This window comes from Pontixanthobacter gangjinensis (assembly GCF_009827545.1).
GTDB classification, from domain to species: domain Bacteria; phylum Pseudomonadota; class Alphaproteobacteria; order Sphingomonadales; family Sphingomonadaceae; genus Pontixanthobacter; species Pontixanthobacter gangjinensis.
The window spans coordinates 106,050-121,285 of the sequence record NZ_WTYS01000001.1 but is presented as its reverse complement, the minus strand read 5'-3'; the positions used below and the strand labels follow the sequence as shown (position 1 = coordinate 121,285).

Here is a 15,236-nt window from a genome sequence, read left to right as displayed (position 1 = left end):
TAACGCATTGAGCATGCATTCTCGGCTTTCGGTTGCCGCCTAGTGCTGGTAGGCGGCGCGCCATGCTAGGAATCACAGGAATTACCGTGCGGCTGGGAGGCCGGACCATATTGGACCGCGCCACAGCCGCGATCCCGCCAGGCGGACGTATCGGTCTGATCGGGCGCAATGGTGCGGGCAAATCGACCCTCATGAAGGCGATCATCGGCGAGATCGATCCTGATGAAGGCAGCATCGACATGCCGCGACGCGCGCGGATGGGCTATATCGCGCAAGTTGCGCCAAGCGGTCAGGCCACGCCTGCGGAAACCGTGATCGCTGCCGATGTCGAACGGGCGGAGCTACTTGCCGAATCCGAAGTGTGCATTGAACCCAACCGGTTAGGCGATATTCACGAACGATTGCTGGCGATCGACGCCTATACCGCTCCGTCGCGGGCGGCGCGGATTTTAACCGGGCTGGGTTTTGACGAAGAAATGCAGAACCAGCCGCTCGACAGTTTTTCCGGCGGTTGGAAAATGCGCGTGGCCTTGGCCGCTTTGCTTTATACGATGCCCGATGTCCTGCTGCTTGATGAACCGTCCAACCACCTCGATCTAGAAGCAACATTGTGGCTGGAGAATTTCCTGAAGGATTATCCGGCGACGGTGCTGGTAATCAGTCACGAGCGCGATCTGCTCAACAATGTGGTTGACAATATCCTCCATCTTCAGGGCGGTAAATTGACGCTTTACCCCGGCGGTTATGACAGTTTTGAGCGCCAGCGGGCAGAGCGCGCCGCGCAATTGGAAGCGGCCAAGGCCAGTCAGGATGCACAGCGCGCGCGCTTGCAGGATTACGTCAATCGCAATTCGGCACGGGCATCCACCGCCAAGCAAGCGCAGTCGCGCGCGAAAATGCTCGCCCGGATGCAGCCGATTGCGGCGCTGATGGAAGATCCCTCGCTCAGTTTTGATTTCCCCGATCCGGCGGAATTGAAGCCGCCTTTGATCACGCTTGATCTGGCGGCGGTCGGCTATAGCGACGAGCCGGTGTTGCGCCGCCTGAACCTCCGGATTGACCCCGACGAACGGATCGCGTTGCTTGGCCGCAACGGAAATGGCAAGACCACGCTGGCCCGTCTGCTGGCCGCACAATTGCCCGCAATGGAAGGCGAAATGAACGTTTCCGGCAAGATGAAAGTCGGATATTTCACGCAATATCAGGTCGAAGAACTATCGGGCGATGATACGCCGCTAGAGCATATGACGCGGGTTATGCCCAATGCGAAACCGGGCGCAGTGCGCGCGCAATTGGGCCGGTTTGGTTTTTCCGGAAACCGGGCAGTGTCTCTTGTATCCAGCCTTTCGGGCGGGGAGCGGGCGCGTCTGGCCTTGGCTCTTATTACCCGCGATGCGCCCCATTTGCTGATCTTGGATGAGCCGACCAACCACCTTGATGTCGATGCGCGCGAGGCTCTGGTGCAGGCGCTCAATTCCTATGATGGCGCGGTGATCCTGATTAGCCACGACCGTCATATGGTCGAACTGACCGCAGACCGGCTTGTGCTGGTCGATGAGGGGACGGCGACCGATTATGACGGCAGTATGGATGATTACATCGATTTCGTGCTGGGCGGGAAATCGGGCCGCAGCAAGAAGGATGATGAGGGGGGCGAAAAGAAGCCAAGGGGTTCAAAAAAAGACCGCAAAGCAGAGGCTCGCGCCCGCGAGGACCGTCGCAAGATTCAGTCGAAGATTGCAGCTTGCGAGAAAGCGATGGCGTCGCTGGAGAAGGATTGTTCGGCGATTGATAAGGCAATGTTCGAGCCTGACACGGCGACTGGCGAGCTTGCCAGATTGTCGATGGGCGATTTGTCGCAGCGCCGGGCGAAATTGGGCGCCGAGGTGGAAGCGTTGGAAGCCGAATGGATGGAGTTAAGCGATCAGCTCTAAGCTCGATCATCTACCTCCTCGTCGATAAGTATCCTGTTCGCTGCTCCGTCGGGATCATCGAATTGCCCGCTTCGCAGCGCCCAAAAAAACGCGAATAACCCCGCTAAGCCCAGACCCAAGGCAACGGGAATTAGGAGAGCGAGGCCGGTCATTTGGCGGCCCTGACTAGCCGGAGCGAATTTCCGACTACGATCAGCGAGCTGGCGGACATTGCAATTGCCGCAATCAGCGGGGTGACCAAGCCCGCCATGGCCAAGGGCACCGCAAGGATATTGTACCCGATAGCAAGCGCGAAATTCTGCTTCACCACGCGCATTGTCGCACGCGAGGCGCGGATCGCCTGCGGGATGGCAACCAGCGATTCCTGCATAAACACAAAATCCGCTGCGTGCAGGCCGACATCGCTGGCGCTGCCCGGCGCGATGGAGGCATCAGCGGCGGCGAGCGCGGGTCCATCATTCAACCCGTCACCCACCATCAGCACATTGTAACCGGCTTCTCGCAGACGCCCGATCGCTTCCTGCTTTTCCGCAGGCGAAACACCCGCTTGCGCGCTCAACCCCGTTTCCCGTGCGATTTGTGCGACTGCCGGGATATTATCGCCTGATAGAATGCTGGTTTTTATGCCTAACTGATCCATTTGGGCCAGCGCGCCGACTGCATCGGGCCGTAGGCGGTCGGCAAATTTGACCAGACGGCTGGATGGCCTGCCGGTCTCGAGAGCTACAGCGGTACCTTCGGCTGTTTCGGGCCGGCGCAACGCAAACTGTTGGCCATCCGCTTCCCCAAAGACTCCTTTGCCAGCGCGTTCGGTGACATTTTGAAGGGCCACAGCTTTGACGCCGCGCGCCGTCAATGCGCCTGCCAATGCGCGTGACAGGGGATGACTACTGCTAGATGCCAGGGTCAAAGCGATTCCAGCCTCGCGTGCATCCATTTCCGCAATAGTATCGGGATCGGGCACAGGCTTGCCCATTGTCAGCGTCCCGGTCTTGTCGAGCAAGGCCCGATCAATTTTGGCCAGCCGTTCCAGCGCAGATCCATCCTTAACCATAATGCCTGCGCGCATCAGCGCACCGCTAGCGACCACTTGCGCCACCGGAACCGCTAGCCCCAATGCGCAAGGGCAAGTGATAATCAGCACGGCCACGCCAATCACCAACGCATCATAAAGGCTCGCTCCCGCGATAAGCCAGCCGAGCACAGTCAACGCAGATAAAGTGTGCACGGCGGGCGCATAAAGCCGCGCTGCGCGGTCGGCGATCCGGACATAGCGCGACCGGTTCTGCGTCGATGCCTCCATCAGCCGGGCAATTTCAGCGAGTGTGGTGTCCTCGCCGGCATGGGTCACAATCACATCAACCGGCGAGCCCAGATTGAGTGTTCCTGCGAGCACATCATCGCCTTTGCCCGCGATTATCGGTGTGGTTTCTCCCGTGAGAAGCGAGCGGTCAAACTGGCTGTTTCCACTGACTATCCGCCCATCGGCCGCAAGGCGTTCGCCAGCGGCAACCCGCATCACCATACCGTTCTTCAGGTCGCCCGATGGGCTCCAGATGACTCTGCCGTCCTGTTCGATAATTGTCGCGCCGCTCGCCGCTTGGCTGAGTAGCGCGTCGACGCCCGAACGCGCCTTGTCGCGCATCATCGCATCGAGCACGCGGCCGGCCAGCAGGAACGTCAGCAGCATCAAGGCCCCGTCGAACCACGCGTGCGCGCCGCCCATCGCGGTTTCATACAGGCTAAGGCCGGTGGCGACGATCACACCGATAGAAATCGGCACATCCATATTGGTCTGGCGTTTGCTCAACGCCTTCCATGCGGAACGAAAAAATGGCTGTCCGGCGTAGGCGATGGCCGGAACCGCGATCAGCGCTGACAGCCAGTGGAACATGCCCCGCGTGCTGCCATCTGCGCCCGACCAGACGCTGACTGACAACAGCATGACATTCATCGCGGCAAATCCCGCCACAGCGAGCGGGGCGAGCAATGGCTTCACCGCAGAAACAGGCGCATCCAGCCGCGAATGACGGACCTGGGCCTCAAACCCGATATTAGCGAGTGCCAAAACCAGATCGCGGTCGTCCAAATCCGCCGAATGCGACACTTTTACAAGCCGTGAGGACAAATTGACGCGCGCCGAGTCAATTCCTGCAATCTGGCCTAGCCCGCGTTCGATTTGGCTCATACACCCGGCGCAATGCATCGCCGGAACCGCGAGCACGGTTGCATGTTTGGCGAAATCATCTCCGGATGGAATGGCGGTCATCGGATGTATTCCTCGCTGCGCCAGATTTTCCCGTCGGCCTCGATCTGCAAGCGCAATATCCAGCGTTCCCGTGCAAGGATTTGTTCGGATTGGTGGTTGCCGCCGCTTGTTGCGGTAAAACTTAATTGCTGATCGGGCAGGCGCCCCACCGGATGGCGCGCTGTGCCGGTCACCACCGCAGTTCGGGGCACGTTGTTCAGCGCAACCGCCAAATGCCCGTCTTCCAGCCAAGTGGTTTCAACACTCCAGCCGAGCGCACGCTGCGCCTCGGCCTTATCCAGCCAGCCATTGAATTCCTGACTGGCGACATAGGAGTTTTTGACCGTAACTCCGCCAAAAGTGGAGGTGGCGTAGCTTGCCATCGTGAAGTTGACCGCGAAGATAATTCCGAAAAACACCACCAGAATGAAGGCGGCATGTCTACCGGTGAAGGCTTTGGCGCGCTTGTGTGTCATGGGGTACCCTCCGGAGCTTCGAAACGGGCTTCAGTGGTGTCTTGCTCGCGCTGTTCGTCGAGCGAGGTGACGGTGAAAGTAAAGGGCTGGGATGCCGTGCCAGCTGGCGCGACGACATAGATTCTGACGATACGCGTGGCGTCTGCGGACACTGTGCGGGTCAGGCTCCGGGCCGCTTTTTCACGGGCCATATCATCGCTCCACATCAAGCCGCCCGCCAGACCCGACATGGTGATTTCCATATCGCGAGGGCGGCTTTCCATGTTGCGCAGCCGCACGGTGTACGCATTGCGGACATCGCCATTGCTCATCAGCATAAAGGGCGGGTTTCGGTCCTGCTCGACGGTCAATTCTGTGTGTGAGCGAACGCCGAGCGAGAACAGCATTGCAGCCCCGATTGCGCCCCAAATTCCCAGATAAATCAGAGTGCGCGGACGTAGCAGCGTGGTCAGAATTGGCTTGGGCGTTCCGCCCGCCGCCTCGTTCTTACAATCTTCCAAAGTCGCGTAATCAATCAGACCTCGCGGACGGCCAATCTCGTCCATCACCCGGTCGCAGGCATCAATACAAAGCGCGCAAGTGATGCAGCCGATCTGCGCCCCCTCGCGGATATCGATACCAGTCGGGCACACCGCAACACATTGGTTGCAATCGATACAATCGCCATATTCTTCGGGGTTTTTGGCGGCTTTCTTGACGCTACCACGCCTTTCTCCGCGCCAATCCTTATAGGTTACGATCAGCGATTTTTCGTCGAGCATCGCGGTCTGGATGCGCGGCCAGGGGCACATATAGATACACACTTGTTCGCGCAGAAAACCGCCGAGAATGAAGGTGGTCGCAGTCAGAATGGCAACCGTGGCATAAGCGACCGTTGCGGCCTGTCCGGTCCAGAATTCCACCGTCAGCGTTGGCGCATCGGCAAAATACATAATCCACGCGCCGCCGGTCCAGAAACTGATGAAAAGATAGATTGTCCATTTGAACCCGCGCTTGGCGATCTTGCTCGGGCCCCAGGGCGCAGCATCGAGCCGCATTCGCGCATTGCGGTCACCGTCAACGAACCGGTCGACATGCTGGAACAGGTCGGTCCATACGGTTTGCGGGCAGCTGTAGCCACACCATGCGCGGCCGACCGCACTCGTGACAAGGAACAGCCCAATGCCCGCCATAATCAGCATTCCGGCAACATAATAAAATTCATGCGGCCAGATCTCGATGCCGAACATATAGAACCGGCGGTTTGCCAGATCGACCAGCACCGCTTGATTGGGCGCATAGGGGCCGCGGTCCCACCGGATCCAAGGGGTGATGTAATAAATCCCCAAGGTGATCAGCATCACCAGCCATTTGAAGCGGCGGAAATTGCCGTCAATGCGCTGCGGGTGGACCGCTTTACGCTTCTCGTAAAGCGGTCCCGGCTCTGGCGGGGTCTGCTTCTTGGCTGGATTGGTCCAATCGATGGCGTCAGCGCTGCTCATCGGAAATTGCCCCGGTTTCTGGCCGGGCTTCAATCGCTGCCGCGCCCTCCTTGGCCGTCCTATCCACAAAGTCTTCGCCGCCGCCGCGCGAATGGATGTAGGCTGCAAGCATTGTGATAGTGACCGGATCGAGCCGGTCTTTCCATCCGGGCATGACGCCATGTGCAGGGGCATAGATTTGCTGCTCGATCTCGGCGCGACTGCCGCCATAGAGCCAAATTGCATCGGCCAGATTGGGCGCGCCCAATTTGCGGTCGCCCGTTCCCGACGGTCCATGGCAGCTGGCACATTGGGCGGCGTAGATCTCCGCACCTTTCTGGTTGGCAGCCCCGTTTTCGCCCAGCGACATGACATGCTTGGTAACGTCAGAGATTTGCGCCTGCGTCAGCATCCCGTCGCGCCCGAAAGCTGGCATATAGCTGAGCCGTGTTTCACGCGATCCGCCCCAACGGATGCCGTGGACGAGCGTGGTTTCGATGGCTTTCAAATCACCGCCCCATATCCAATCATCGTCATTCAAATTGGGGTAGCCCTTGCTGCCTGCAGCGCCCGCGCCGTGGCATTGCACACAATTGACTTTGAACGCGGCCGCTCCACCAGAAATCGCTTCGCGCATATTGGCTGCGTTCTCTGGAAGCTTTTCGATAGGGATACTGGCCAGCGCAGCCACAATCGGGGCACGACGATCGGCCTCCGTCTGCATTTCAGCTGCAAACTGCCCCCGGCTGGTCCAGCCAAGAACACCTTCGGTTCCCTTTTCCAAAAGTGGCCATGCAGGGTAAAGTATGACGTACCCGATTGCCCACACAATGCAGGCATAATAGGACCAGACCCACCAGCGCGGCATCGGTGTGTCCAATTCCTCGATTCCGTCCCATTCATGGCCGACAAATTCAGTGCCGGTGGGTTCATCGATGCGTTTCGAAGCGCCGCCTTTGGGGCTACCATCCTTATTCGCCATCGTTCTGATCCTCGAATATTACATTTGCCGCCTCGTGATTTCGTGCCTTTGCGCCGGGGCGAAAAGGCCACAGTGCCAACACAAGGAAGATGACAAACATCGCAAGCAGGCCCCAGCTGTCGGCCAGATGACGCAAGAATTCATAGGTTGAATGATCGGTCATCGACCTGTCTCCGTCGCGAGTTCCTCTTGCGCCGCGGCATCGTTCACATCGACTAGCGTGCCAAGCATCTGGAGATAGGCGACCAGCGCATCCATTTCGGAAATCAGCTTGGGATTACCGTCAAAATCGCGGATTTGAGTTTTTGGGTAGCGTTCCTGAAGGTCGCCCGATGACAGATCCGGATTGGCTTGCGCAGCCAGATCCTTCTCCGCATTTTCGATATCCTCATCGGAATAGGGCACGCCCATCATCCGCAAGGCACCAAGCCGGGCAGCCGGATTTTCAAACTTGATCGGTGCTTTGGCGAGGAAAGAATAGGACGGCATAACGCTTTCAGGCACAACCGATTGCGGGTCTTTCAAGTGCTGGACATGCCAATCATCCGAATACCTATCACCGACGCGGGCAAGGTCTGGCCCGGTCCGTTTCGACCCCCATTGGAACGGATGGTCGTACATGCTTTCTGCGGCCAGACTGTAATGGCCATAGCGTTCCACTTCGTCGCGGAACGGGCGGATCATCTGGCTGTGACAGGTGTAGCACCCTTCGCGCACGTAAATATCCCGCCCCGCTTGCTCCAGCGGAGTATAGGGCCGCATACCGTCCACTTTCTCAATCGTATTATCGATCCAGAACAGCGGTGCGATTTCCACGATACCGCCGATCGCGACGGTGATGAAAGCGCCCACTGCGAGCAGCGTTACATTGCGTTCGAGCCGCTTATGGCCCTTAATCGTTTCTTTGACGCCCGGGGCGTTGGTGACAGGTTCGCTCATGTGATCGCCCCTCAGTTTGCAGTTGCAGGAATGGCGGGACGGTCAGCTTCGGGATTGTAGGCGGGATAGCTCATCTCCGCTTCCTCGCGCCGCTTCCCGGCGATTGTCGACCATACATTGTAGGACATGATCAAAGCGCCGATGAGGTATAGTCCGCCGCCGAAAGCCCGCATCCAATACATCGGTTTGACTGCCACGACGGTGTCGACAAAGCTGTTTACCAAATAACCGTCGGCACCGTATTCGCGCCACATCAACCCTTGCGTCACACCGGCGACCCACATGCTCGATGCGTAAAAAACGATCCCGAGCGTCGCGAGCCAGAAGTGCCAATTGACCATCCGCAAGCTGTAAAGCCGTTCCTTCTTCCACAGGCGCGGAACCAGGAAATAGACGCAAGCGAAGGTGATCATGCCGTTCCAGCCAAGCGCGCCGGAATGAACGTGGCCGATAGTCCAGTCGGTGTAATGCGACAGGCTGTTGACCGCTTTGATTGACAGCATTGGCCCTTCAAAGGTGCTCATGCCGTAGAATGCCAGCGCCATCACCATCATCCGGATAATCGGATCGGTGCGGACTTTGTCCCACGCGCCGTTGAGCGTCATCAGACCGTTGATCATCCCGCCCCAGCTGGGCATCCATAATACGATTGAGAACACCATGCCGAGCGTTTGCGCCCAATCAGGCAGCGCGGTGTAGTGGAGGTGATGAGGTCCGGCCCAGATATACAGGAAGATCAGCGACCAGAAATGGATGATTGACAGGCGGTAGGAATAGATCGGCCGTTCAGCCTGTTTCGGCACGAAGTAATACATCATCGCAAGGAAGCCAGCGGTCAGGAAGAAGCCGACCGCATTATGGCCGTACCACCATTGAACCAGTGCGCCTTGCACTCCGCCAAACAGCGGATAGCTGGTCGATCCGAAGATGCTGTACGGCATATCGAGATTGTTCACCACATGCAGCATCGCCACGGTGATGATGAAGGCGAGGTAGAACCAGTTGGCCACGTAGATGTGCGGTTCTTTGCGTTTCACAATCGTGGCGACGAAGACAATCAGGTAACACACCCAAACCACTGTCAGCCACCAATCGGTGTACCATTCGGGCTCGGCATATTCCTTGCCCTGCGAAATGCCGAGCAGATAGCCGCTGGCCGCAAGCACGATGAACAGCTGATAGCCCCAGAAAACAAAGCGGGCGAGACTCGGGAAGGCCAGTCTCGCCCTACAAGTGCGCTGGACAACGTAAAAAGACGTTGCGATCAGCGCATTGCCTCCAAAAGCAAAGATGACCGCCGATGTATGCAGCGGACGAACTCTGCCGAAATTGAGATAGGGTTCGATGTTCAGCACAGGATAGGCGAGCTGCAGCGCGATAAACAAACCCGCAAGCAATCCGGCCAGACCCCAGAACAACGTGGCAATTACGCCCCATCTAACCGGATCATCATCATAGACCGACTGATCGACTGGCATTTTGAATACGCCCTGCGCAATCGCGTCAAAATCGGCGCTGCGAACGGTGAACCATAGTGCGGCGCAAATCGCCGCAGCGACAATGGTCATTTGTATTGCAAATGCCTGATCAGCCGCAGCAGCAATAGCCGCCACGACGCAGACGAGCAGCGCATAAAGCACCCCCGTCCTCGTGAGGATTTTTTCCATTAGCTTCCCTTCCCGTTGAAGCAAACTGATGGAATATCTGTATGATAGCTTGGCAGCGCCGGCTTTGATCTATGTCAAATAAGGACTGACCTGTGCAGAATTTTTTTGCTGGCGCCGGTGAAGGGCCAAACGGCTCTTGGTCAAAGCCAGCTTATTCGGCTTGATCGCGGGCGGTCAGTTCAATGATGCGGCGCAGAACACGCTTTGTTTCAGCCAATTCGCCTTCGGAAAAATGATCGGCCAGATCTGCTTCGAATGATTTCCCTAGCGCGAGTGTTTCGACGAATTGCTCGCGGCCCGCTGGCGATAGTTCAAAGCCATCATTCCTGGCCTTGATCAGGTCCTTTTGGGCCATATCGTTCAGCGTAGCTGCGGAGGGTGCATACCCGGTGTGGCCCAGCCGCAATACGATTGCATCGCTCGTCAGTGGAGCCTCTGAACCGAGCAGTGACAGTGTCAGATATTCGTCCATCGAGAGGCCCAGTTCGGCAAGTTTCTGGCGGACGGGCTGCGATGTTTGGTAGTGCGCGCGAGAAATCAGATAAAACAGGAAATCGTCGCTGAACCGGCCATGTTCCAGATCAACCGATGGCTGGGCTGCCTCTGAAGTTTTGGGCCGCCGTTCAGCATAGCGCCCGCCATGGAATAGCAACGGGGCAACATCATGCGCTTCATAGGATTTGACCTCGCCTACGAAGATTACATGGTCTCCGCCATCATATTGGTGACGCGTCTGGCATTGGAACAGCGCAGCATATTCAGCAAAAACGGGCGAGCCGAGCGCGCCATCTTCCCACTCTACACCGTTGAATTTGTCTTCGCCTGATCTGGCAAAACGGTTTGACAAATCCTCTTGCGATGCCGCCAGTACATGGACAGCAAAATGCCCGCTGGCGCTGAAGGCATCATGCGAAAATGAGTTTTTGGCCAGTGACCACAGCACCAATGGCGGGTCTACGCTGACCGAATTGAAGCTGCTGGCGGTAACGCCAACGGGCTTGCCGTCGGTTCCCTTGGTTGTGGCAATGGTAACGCCAGTCGCAAAGGCACCCAATGCCTTGCGAAAGTCCTGACCCGTAGGCGCGCTGTCACTCATTCCAATCTCCCAGCCTGCAATACGGCTGTCACTGCACCACGGTTCCCGGTGCATCGCAGTCCCTAATTGGTGGCTGCGGATTTATCCATCCTTGTTGTCGCCCTATTCCGAGGATTAGCCACAAGGCCAGTCCCCAAATTCGCTTTGCAGTTGACGGCTGCCTGCCGCTTGAAGAAAGCAGCAGCGGGAGGGAGGAAAAAATGGTGGCAGATAACAAATCCGAGATCGCTGAAGATTTCCTAACTGCATCCTTGCTCGCCCGATATGAGGCAACGATCGGGGGAACGACAGGGGCAAGTGATTGCGGTGGTTATACGCCTCACGGAATCCATTGGTGTTTGGCCCCGCCAACCACGCCGACCGAAGATTTGCGCGGTGACGGGCATCCCAAAGCGAGCGCAATCCTGCCGCCAGTTGATTTACCAAGGCGGATGTGGGCATCGAGCGAGGTTGAGTTTCATGCCCCGTTGCAGCCGGGCGACGCCGTTCGGCGAGTGAGCCAAGTGGCCGGTTTGGAGAGGAAATCAGGTTCCAGCGGGGAATTGGTTTTTGTCCGCGTGCTGCATGAGACATCCGCGAACCAGACGCTTTGTGTCCGCGAGGTGCAGACGCTGGTCTATCGAGAACAATCCACGAATGCCCTGCCGCTTCCTTCCAGCACGGGTTTTTCTGGCGGAGATTTCGATTTTTCTGAGAGTATTCATCCAACCCCGCAAATGCTGTTTCGTTATTCAGCCCTCACCTTCAATGCGCATCGGATTCATTATGATCTTGAATATGCGCAGCAAGCAGAAGGCTATCCCGCTTTGGTGGTGCACGGCCCGCTGATGGCGAGCCTGCTGCTGAAATTTGCGACCCGCCATTTGGGCTATGGTGCAATCAAGAAATTCGCCTTCAGAGGTCGATCCCCCGCTTTTTGCGGGCAGGATTTGTATCTCGGCCTGAAGCTCGGGGCGGAGCAGCACGCGCTTTCAATATTGGGCGCAGATGGCCGGCTGGTGATGTCGGCAACTATTGCAAACTAAGACGGATATACCGAACGATTTGACTTTTTCCTTCCGCAGCCGGAAGTCAGCATTAAAACAGAATTCGGAGAGTTTTGACCATGCCGATTACAATTGCTTGCAGCCGCCCGTTACCGTTCCCGTCGATCGAATTGGGCGGCGAGGAAGTGGTTTTTATGCCTCCGGCAGAAGGTCAGCCGATGCCGCAAGAGGCGTCAATTTACCTCTGCACCTCGCTGGAGAAGGTCGATGCGGACATGATCGCGTCGATGCCTCAAGGCATGGGTCTGATTGCCAATCTCGGTATCGGTTACAATAATATAGACCTTGCCGCTGCGGCGAGCCGGGGAATTAAAGTGTCAAACACCCCGATTGGGTCGGAAGATACCGCCGATTTGACATTCGCCTTGATCCTCGCCGCGTGCCGGAAAGTTGGTGAGAATGAGCGCTATCTGCGTGCTGGCGGTTGGGAAAAGGGCGAGCCCGCACCGCGTTTGGGAATGCGCGTGCACGGTGCTGTGCTGGGGCTGGTCGGGTTTGGCGCAATTGGCCAGGCTGTGGCGCGGCGCGCGACCGGCTTCGGCATGAAAATTCTGTATCACGCGCGGTCACAGAAGGCCGAAGCTGCTGCGCTCGGCGCGGAATATATGGCCGATCTGGATGAGATGCTTGGCCAAGCAGACATTGTTTCGGTTCATACTGCGCTGAATGAACAGACTACCGGGATGATTGGTGCGCAGCAATTTGCGAAGTTCAAATCGGGTGCTGTGGTGGTCAACACCGCACGTGGCCCCGTTATTGATCAGGCTGCGCTAATTGCGGCGTTGCAGGAAGGCAAATTGAGCGCGGCGGGCCTCGACGTGTTCGAGGATGAGCCACATGTGCCAGAGGCTTTGCTCAAGATGGACCAAGTCGTGCTCACGCCGCACGCAGGCAGCTCCACCGGAGCGGCGCATGCCGATATTATGCGCCGGGGTATCGCCAATATCACGAGCTTTATCGAGACAGGTGATGTGATCGACCGGGTTCCGCTTGATGGCGAAAAGGCATGATTTCAGCAATCGGATTGCTCGCAAGTCTGGTGCTGCTGATCTGGCTTGCATTGCGCGGCATCAACATCGTTTTCGCATCGCTGCTTTGTTCGCTGCTGGTGATTATCACCAGCGGGCTGCCGCTCGCAGCGACGTTCGATGAAGGCTATCTGTTCGGCAATCTGGGTGCGTTTACCTTTGCCGGTAAGTTCTTTTTGCTGTTCGCGGCGGGCGCGATGTTTGGTCGGGTGATGGGCGATAGCGGCGCGGCGGCGAGCATTGCCATGGCGCTGGTTCGCAAATTGGGCGCGCACCGCGCTTTGTGGATTACTGTACTGGCTAGCGCGCTGTTGACCTATGGCGGAGTGGTTGTGTTCGTGGTGATTTTCGCGATGTATCCGCTCGGGCTGCGCTTGCTCAAAGAGGCTGACATTCCCAAGCGACTGTTTCTGGGCGCTCTGGCGCTGGGGGCGGGGACATTCACTCTGACCGCATTACCTGGCACACCATCAATCCAGAACATTATTCCTACGCTCCATCTGGGCACAGATCTCTATGCTGCGCCATGGCTAGGGCTGGCTGGCGGCACAATCATGTTCGTTCTGGGAATGACATATCTCGAATGGCAGCGACGCAAGGCGCAGGCTGCGGGCGAGGGCTTCGACCCTGCCCCTGGCGAGGAGGTTGTGGCCAGCACTGGCGGGCCCGAGCGCCTTCCGTCATGGCCGCTTGCCTTGCTGCCTTTGGTGCTGGTCATAGGAACAATTGTTCTGCCGCGTTTCGGCGCTTCCCTTTTGCCTGTACAAATTGCCGAATTTGCGATGACCCAATCGGTGATGTGGCCGTCGATTGCGCTCGCTTTCGGAAGTCTGGTCGGGCTCGTGCTTTTCGCGAAAATCCGCAGTCGTCCGCTCGCAGTGCTGGGTGAGGGCGTGCAAGATGCCGTCGTGCCTCTGTTTGCAACCGCCGTTGTGATCGGTTTTGGGGGCGTGGTGGTTCAAACGGCTGGCTTTGTCGGCTTCGCTTCTGCGCTGGTTTCGATGGACAGCTATCCGTTGCTCTCGATGTTTGGCGCAGTCAGCACTGTATCGGGTATCACCGGCTCTGCTTCAGGTGGATTGCAGATATTCATGCAAACGCTCGCACCCGAATATCTCGCGATGGGAATCGAGCCGGAGGTGTTGCACCGGCTGGCGGCGATGGCCGCTGGCGGGTTCGATTCCTTGCCGCATTGCGGCGCGGTGGTGGCGATGCTCGCAATTACGAGGCTCAGCCACCGGCAAGCCTATTTTGATGTCGGCGTAATTACGGTGGTCATTCCAGTTATCGCGACATTGAGCTGCATCGGCTTAGCGTTTTTGTTCTGATTGCGTGACCCCGCCTGCCAATTGTCCGCCGTTCGTCGGCTAGTGCAGGTTATTCGCAGAACAGGCGGCGCAGCTGCTTTACTTGCGCAACACAGCTACATAGTCTGCCCGTGAACGGGAGGATCTTTCGATGCTGGAACTGCAGAACGTCACACATATATACCCCAATGGAACGCGCGCGCTGGATGATGTGACGCTGAGTATTCCAAAGGGCATGTATGGCCTGCTCGGCCCCAATGGGGCGGGCAAATCGACGCTGATGCGGACGGTTGCGACACTCCAAACTCCTTCATCGGGTTCGATTACTTTCGGCGATCTGGACATTTTACAAGAAGCAGAGGAGCTGCGCAAAAGGCTCGGCTATCTGCCGCAGGATTTCGGCGTTTATCCGCGCGTTTCAGCCTATGATATGCTCGATCATATGGCCGTTCTGAAGGGTGTCGGTTCCAGCAAGGAGCGTAAGGAAACGGTCGAAACGCTGCTCGAACAGGTCAATCTGTGGGATGTGCGAAAGAAAGCCATCGCCGGCTTCTCAGGCGGCATGCGGCAGCGTTTTGGCATTGCTCAGGCGCTGATCGGCAATCCTGATTTGATTATTGTCGACGAGCCGACCGCCGGCCTCGATCCGGAAGAGCGCAATCGTTTCCTCAATTTGCTCGCCGAAATTGGCGAGAATGTCGTGGTTATCCTCTCGACCCATATCGTCGAAGATGTGGCCGATCTTTGCCCCCGGATGGCAGTGATCGTCGAAGGCAGCATTAAACTGGAAGGTGCCCCGAAGGATTTGATCGATAAATCTCGCGGCACGATTTGGGGCAAGACCATCCCTCGCGGCGAGCTTGAGGCGCATCGCGAGAAGTACGAGGTCATCTCGACCCGGCTGTTCGCAGGCAACACAATCGTCCACATCATGTCGGACAAGGACCCGGGTGATGACTTTAAACCCGCTGATGGCGGGTTGGAGGATGTCTATTTCTCTACTTTGGCATCGACGCGCCGCTCCGCACCCGCTGCAGCAGCAGCTTAAGGGAG

At 57.6% G+C, this 15,236-nt stretch carries 14 protein-coding genes; 5 read left to right on the top strand and 9 right to left on the bottom strand.

The genetic code is table 11. The features are described 5' to 3' along the window. The first annotated feature begins 62 nt into the window (after positions 1-62). Complete coding sequence (locus GRI36_RS00565; protein WP_160596695.1) at positions 63-1,934, top strand: ABC-F family ATP-binding cassette domain-containing protein; 1,872 nt, start codon at positions 63-65, stop codon at positions 1,932-1,934. Here GRI36_RS00565 and ccoS read toward each other — a convergent pair. The 9 genes from ccoS to GRI36_RS00520 form a co-directional block, all read right to left on the bottom strand. Next, a complete protein-coding gene (ccoS, locus tag GRI36_RS00560) occupies positions 1,931-2,086 on the bottom strand; it encodes a cbb3-type cytochrome oxidase assembly protein CcoS (RefSeq protein WP_160596694.1) in 156 nt (51 codons plus the stop codon). The two genes, GRI36_RS00565 and ccoS, sit on opposite strands and share 4 nt — an antisense overlap. Then, entirely contained in the window at positions 2,083-4,203 is a 2,121-nt protein-coding gene (locus tag GRI36_RS00555; RefSeq protein ID WP_160596693.1) for a heavy metal translocating P-type ATPase, read from the bottom strand. Before GRI36_RS00555 ends, ccoS begins: the two co-directional genes overlap by 4 nt. Beyond that, positions 4,200-4,658, bottom strand: coding sequence for a FixH family protein (locus tag GRI36_RS00550; protein WP_160596692.1), 459 nt, complete (start codon positions 4,656-4,658; stop codon positions 4,200-4,202). The genes GRI36_RS00555 and GRI36_RS00550 overlap by 4 nt, the downstream gene beginning before the upstream one ends. Beyond that, a complete protein-coding gene (ccoG, locus tag GRI36_RS00545; protein WP_160596691.1) occupies positions 4,655-6,139 on the bottom strand; it encodes a cytochrome c oxidase accessory protein CcoG in 1,485 nt (494 codons plus the stop codon). The genes GRI36_RS00550 and ccoG overlap by 4 nt, the downstream gene beginning before the upstream one ends. Then, a complete protein-coding gene (ccoP, locus tag GRI36_RS00540) occupies positions 6,126-7,100 on the bottom strand; it encodes a cytochrome-c oxidase, cbb3-type subunit III (protein WP_160596690.1) in 975 nt (324 codons plus the stop codon). The genes ccoG and ccoP overlap by 14 nt, the downstream gene beginning before the upstream one ends. Beyond that, positions 7,090-7,263 carry a cbb3-type cytochrome c oxidase subunit 3 gene (locus GRI36_RS00535; protein ID WP_160596689.1) on the bottom strand — a complete coding sequence of 58 codons (174 nt, stop codon included), beginning with the start codon at positions 7,261-7,263 and terminating at the stop codon, positions 7,090-7,092. Before GRI36_RS00535 ends, ccoP begins: the two co-directional genes overlap by 11 nt. Further along, on the bottom strand, positions 7,260-8,039 hold the full coding sequence (gene ccoO / locus GRI36_RS00530) for a cytochrome-c oxidase, cbb3-type subunit II (protein ID WP_160596688.1): 780 nt from the start codon (positions 8,037-8,039) through the stop codon (positions 7,260-7,262). Before ccoO ends, GRI36_RS00535 begins: the two co-directional genes overlap by 4 nt. An 11-nt stretch (positions 8,040-8,050) precedes the next feature. Next, on the bottom strand, positions 8,051-9,706 hold the full coding sequence (gene ccoN / locus GRI36_RS00525) for a cytochrome-c oxidase, cbb3-type subunit I (RefSeq protein ID WP_160596687.1): 1,656 nt from the start codon (positions 9,704-9,706) through the stop codon (positions 8,051-8,053). A gap of 151 nt (positions 9,707-9,857) precedes the next feature. Further along, on the bottom strand, positions 9,858-10,802 hold the full coding sequence (locus GRI36_RS00520) for a flavin reductase (protein WP_160596686.1): 945 nt from the start codon (positions 10,800-10,802) through the stop codon (positions 9,858-9,860). A gap of 200 nt (positions 10,803-11,002) precedes the next feature. On the opposite strand from GRI36_RS00520, the gene GRI36_RS00515 reads away from it, so the two are divergent. The 4 genes from GRI36_RS00515 (at position 11,003) to GRI36_RS00500 (ending at position 15,231) form a co-directional block, all read left to right on the top strand. Then, the gene (locus tag GRI36_RS00515) at positions 11,003-11,827 is read left to right on the top strand and encodes an FAS1-like dehydratase domain-containing protein (RefSeq protein WP_160596685.1); all 825 of its coding nucleotides are present in this window, start codon (positions 11,003-11,005) and stop codon (positions 11,825-11,827) included. 80 nt (positions 11,828-11,907) lie between these two features. Further along, positions 11,908-12,858 carry a 2-hydroxyacid dehydrogenase gene (locus tag GRI36_RS00510; protein ID WP_160596684.1) on the top strand — a complete coding sequence of 317 codons (951 nt, stop codon included), beginning with the start codon at positions 11,908-11,910 and terminating at the stop codon, positions 12,856-12,858. Beyond that, a complete protein-coding gene (locus GRI36_RS00505; RefSeq protein WP_160596683.1) occupies positions 12,855-14,204 on the top strand; it encodes a GntP family permease in 1,350 nt (449 codons plus the stop codon). Before GRI36_RS00510 ends, GRI36_RS00505 begins: the two co-directional genes overlap by 4 nt. A gap of 130 nt (positions 14,205-14,334) precedes the next feature. Continuing rightward, positions 14,335-15,231, top strand: coding sequence for an ABC transporter ATP-binding protein (locus GRI36_RS00500; protein WP_160596682.1), 897 nt, complete (start codon positions 14,335-14,337; stop codon positions 15,229-15,231). Positions 15,232-15,236: the final 5 nt, after the last annotated feature.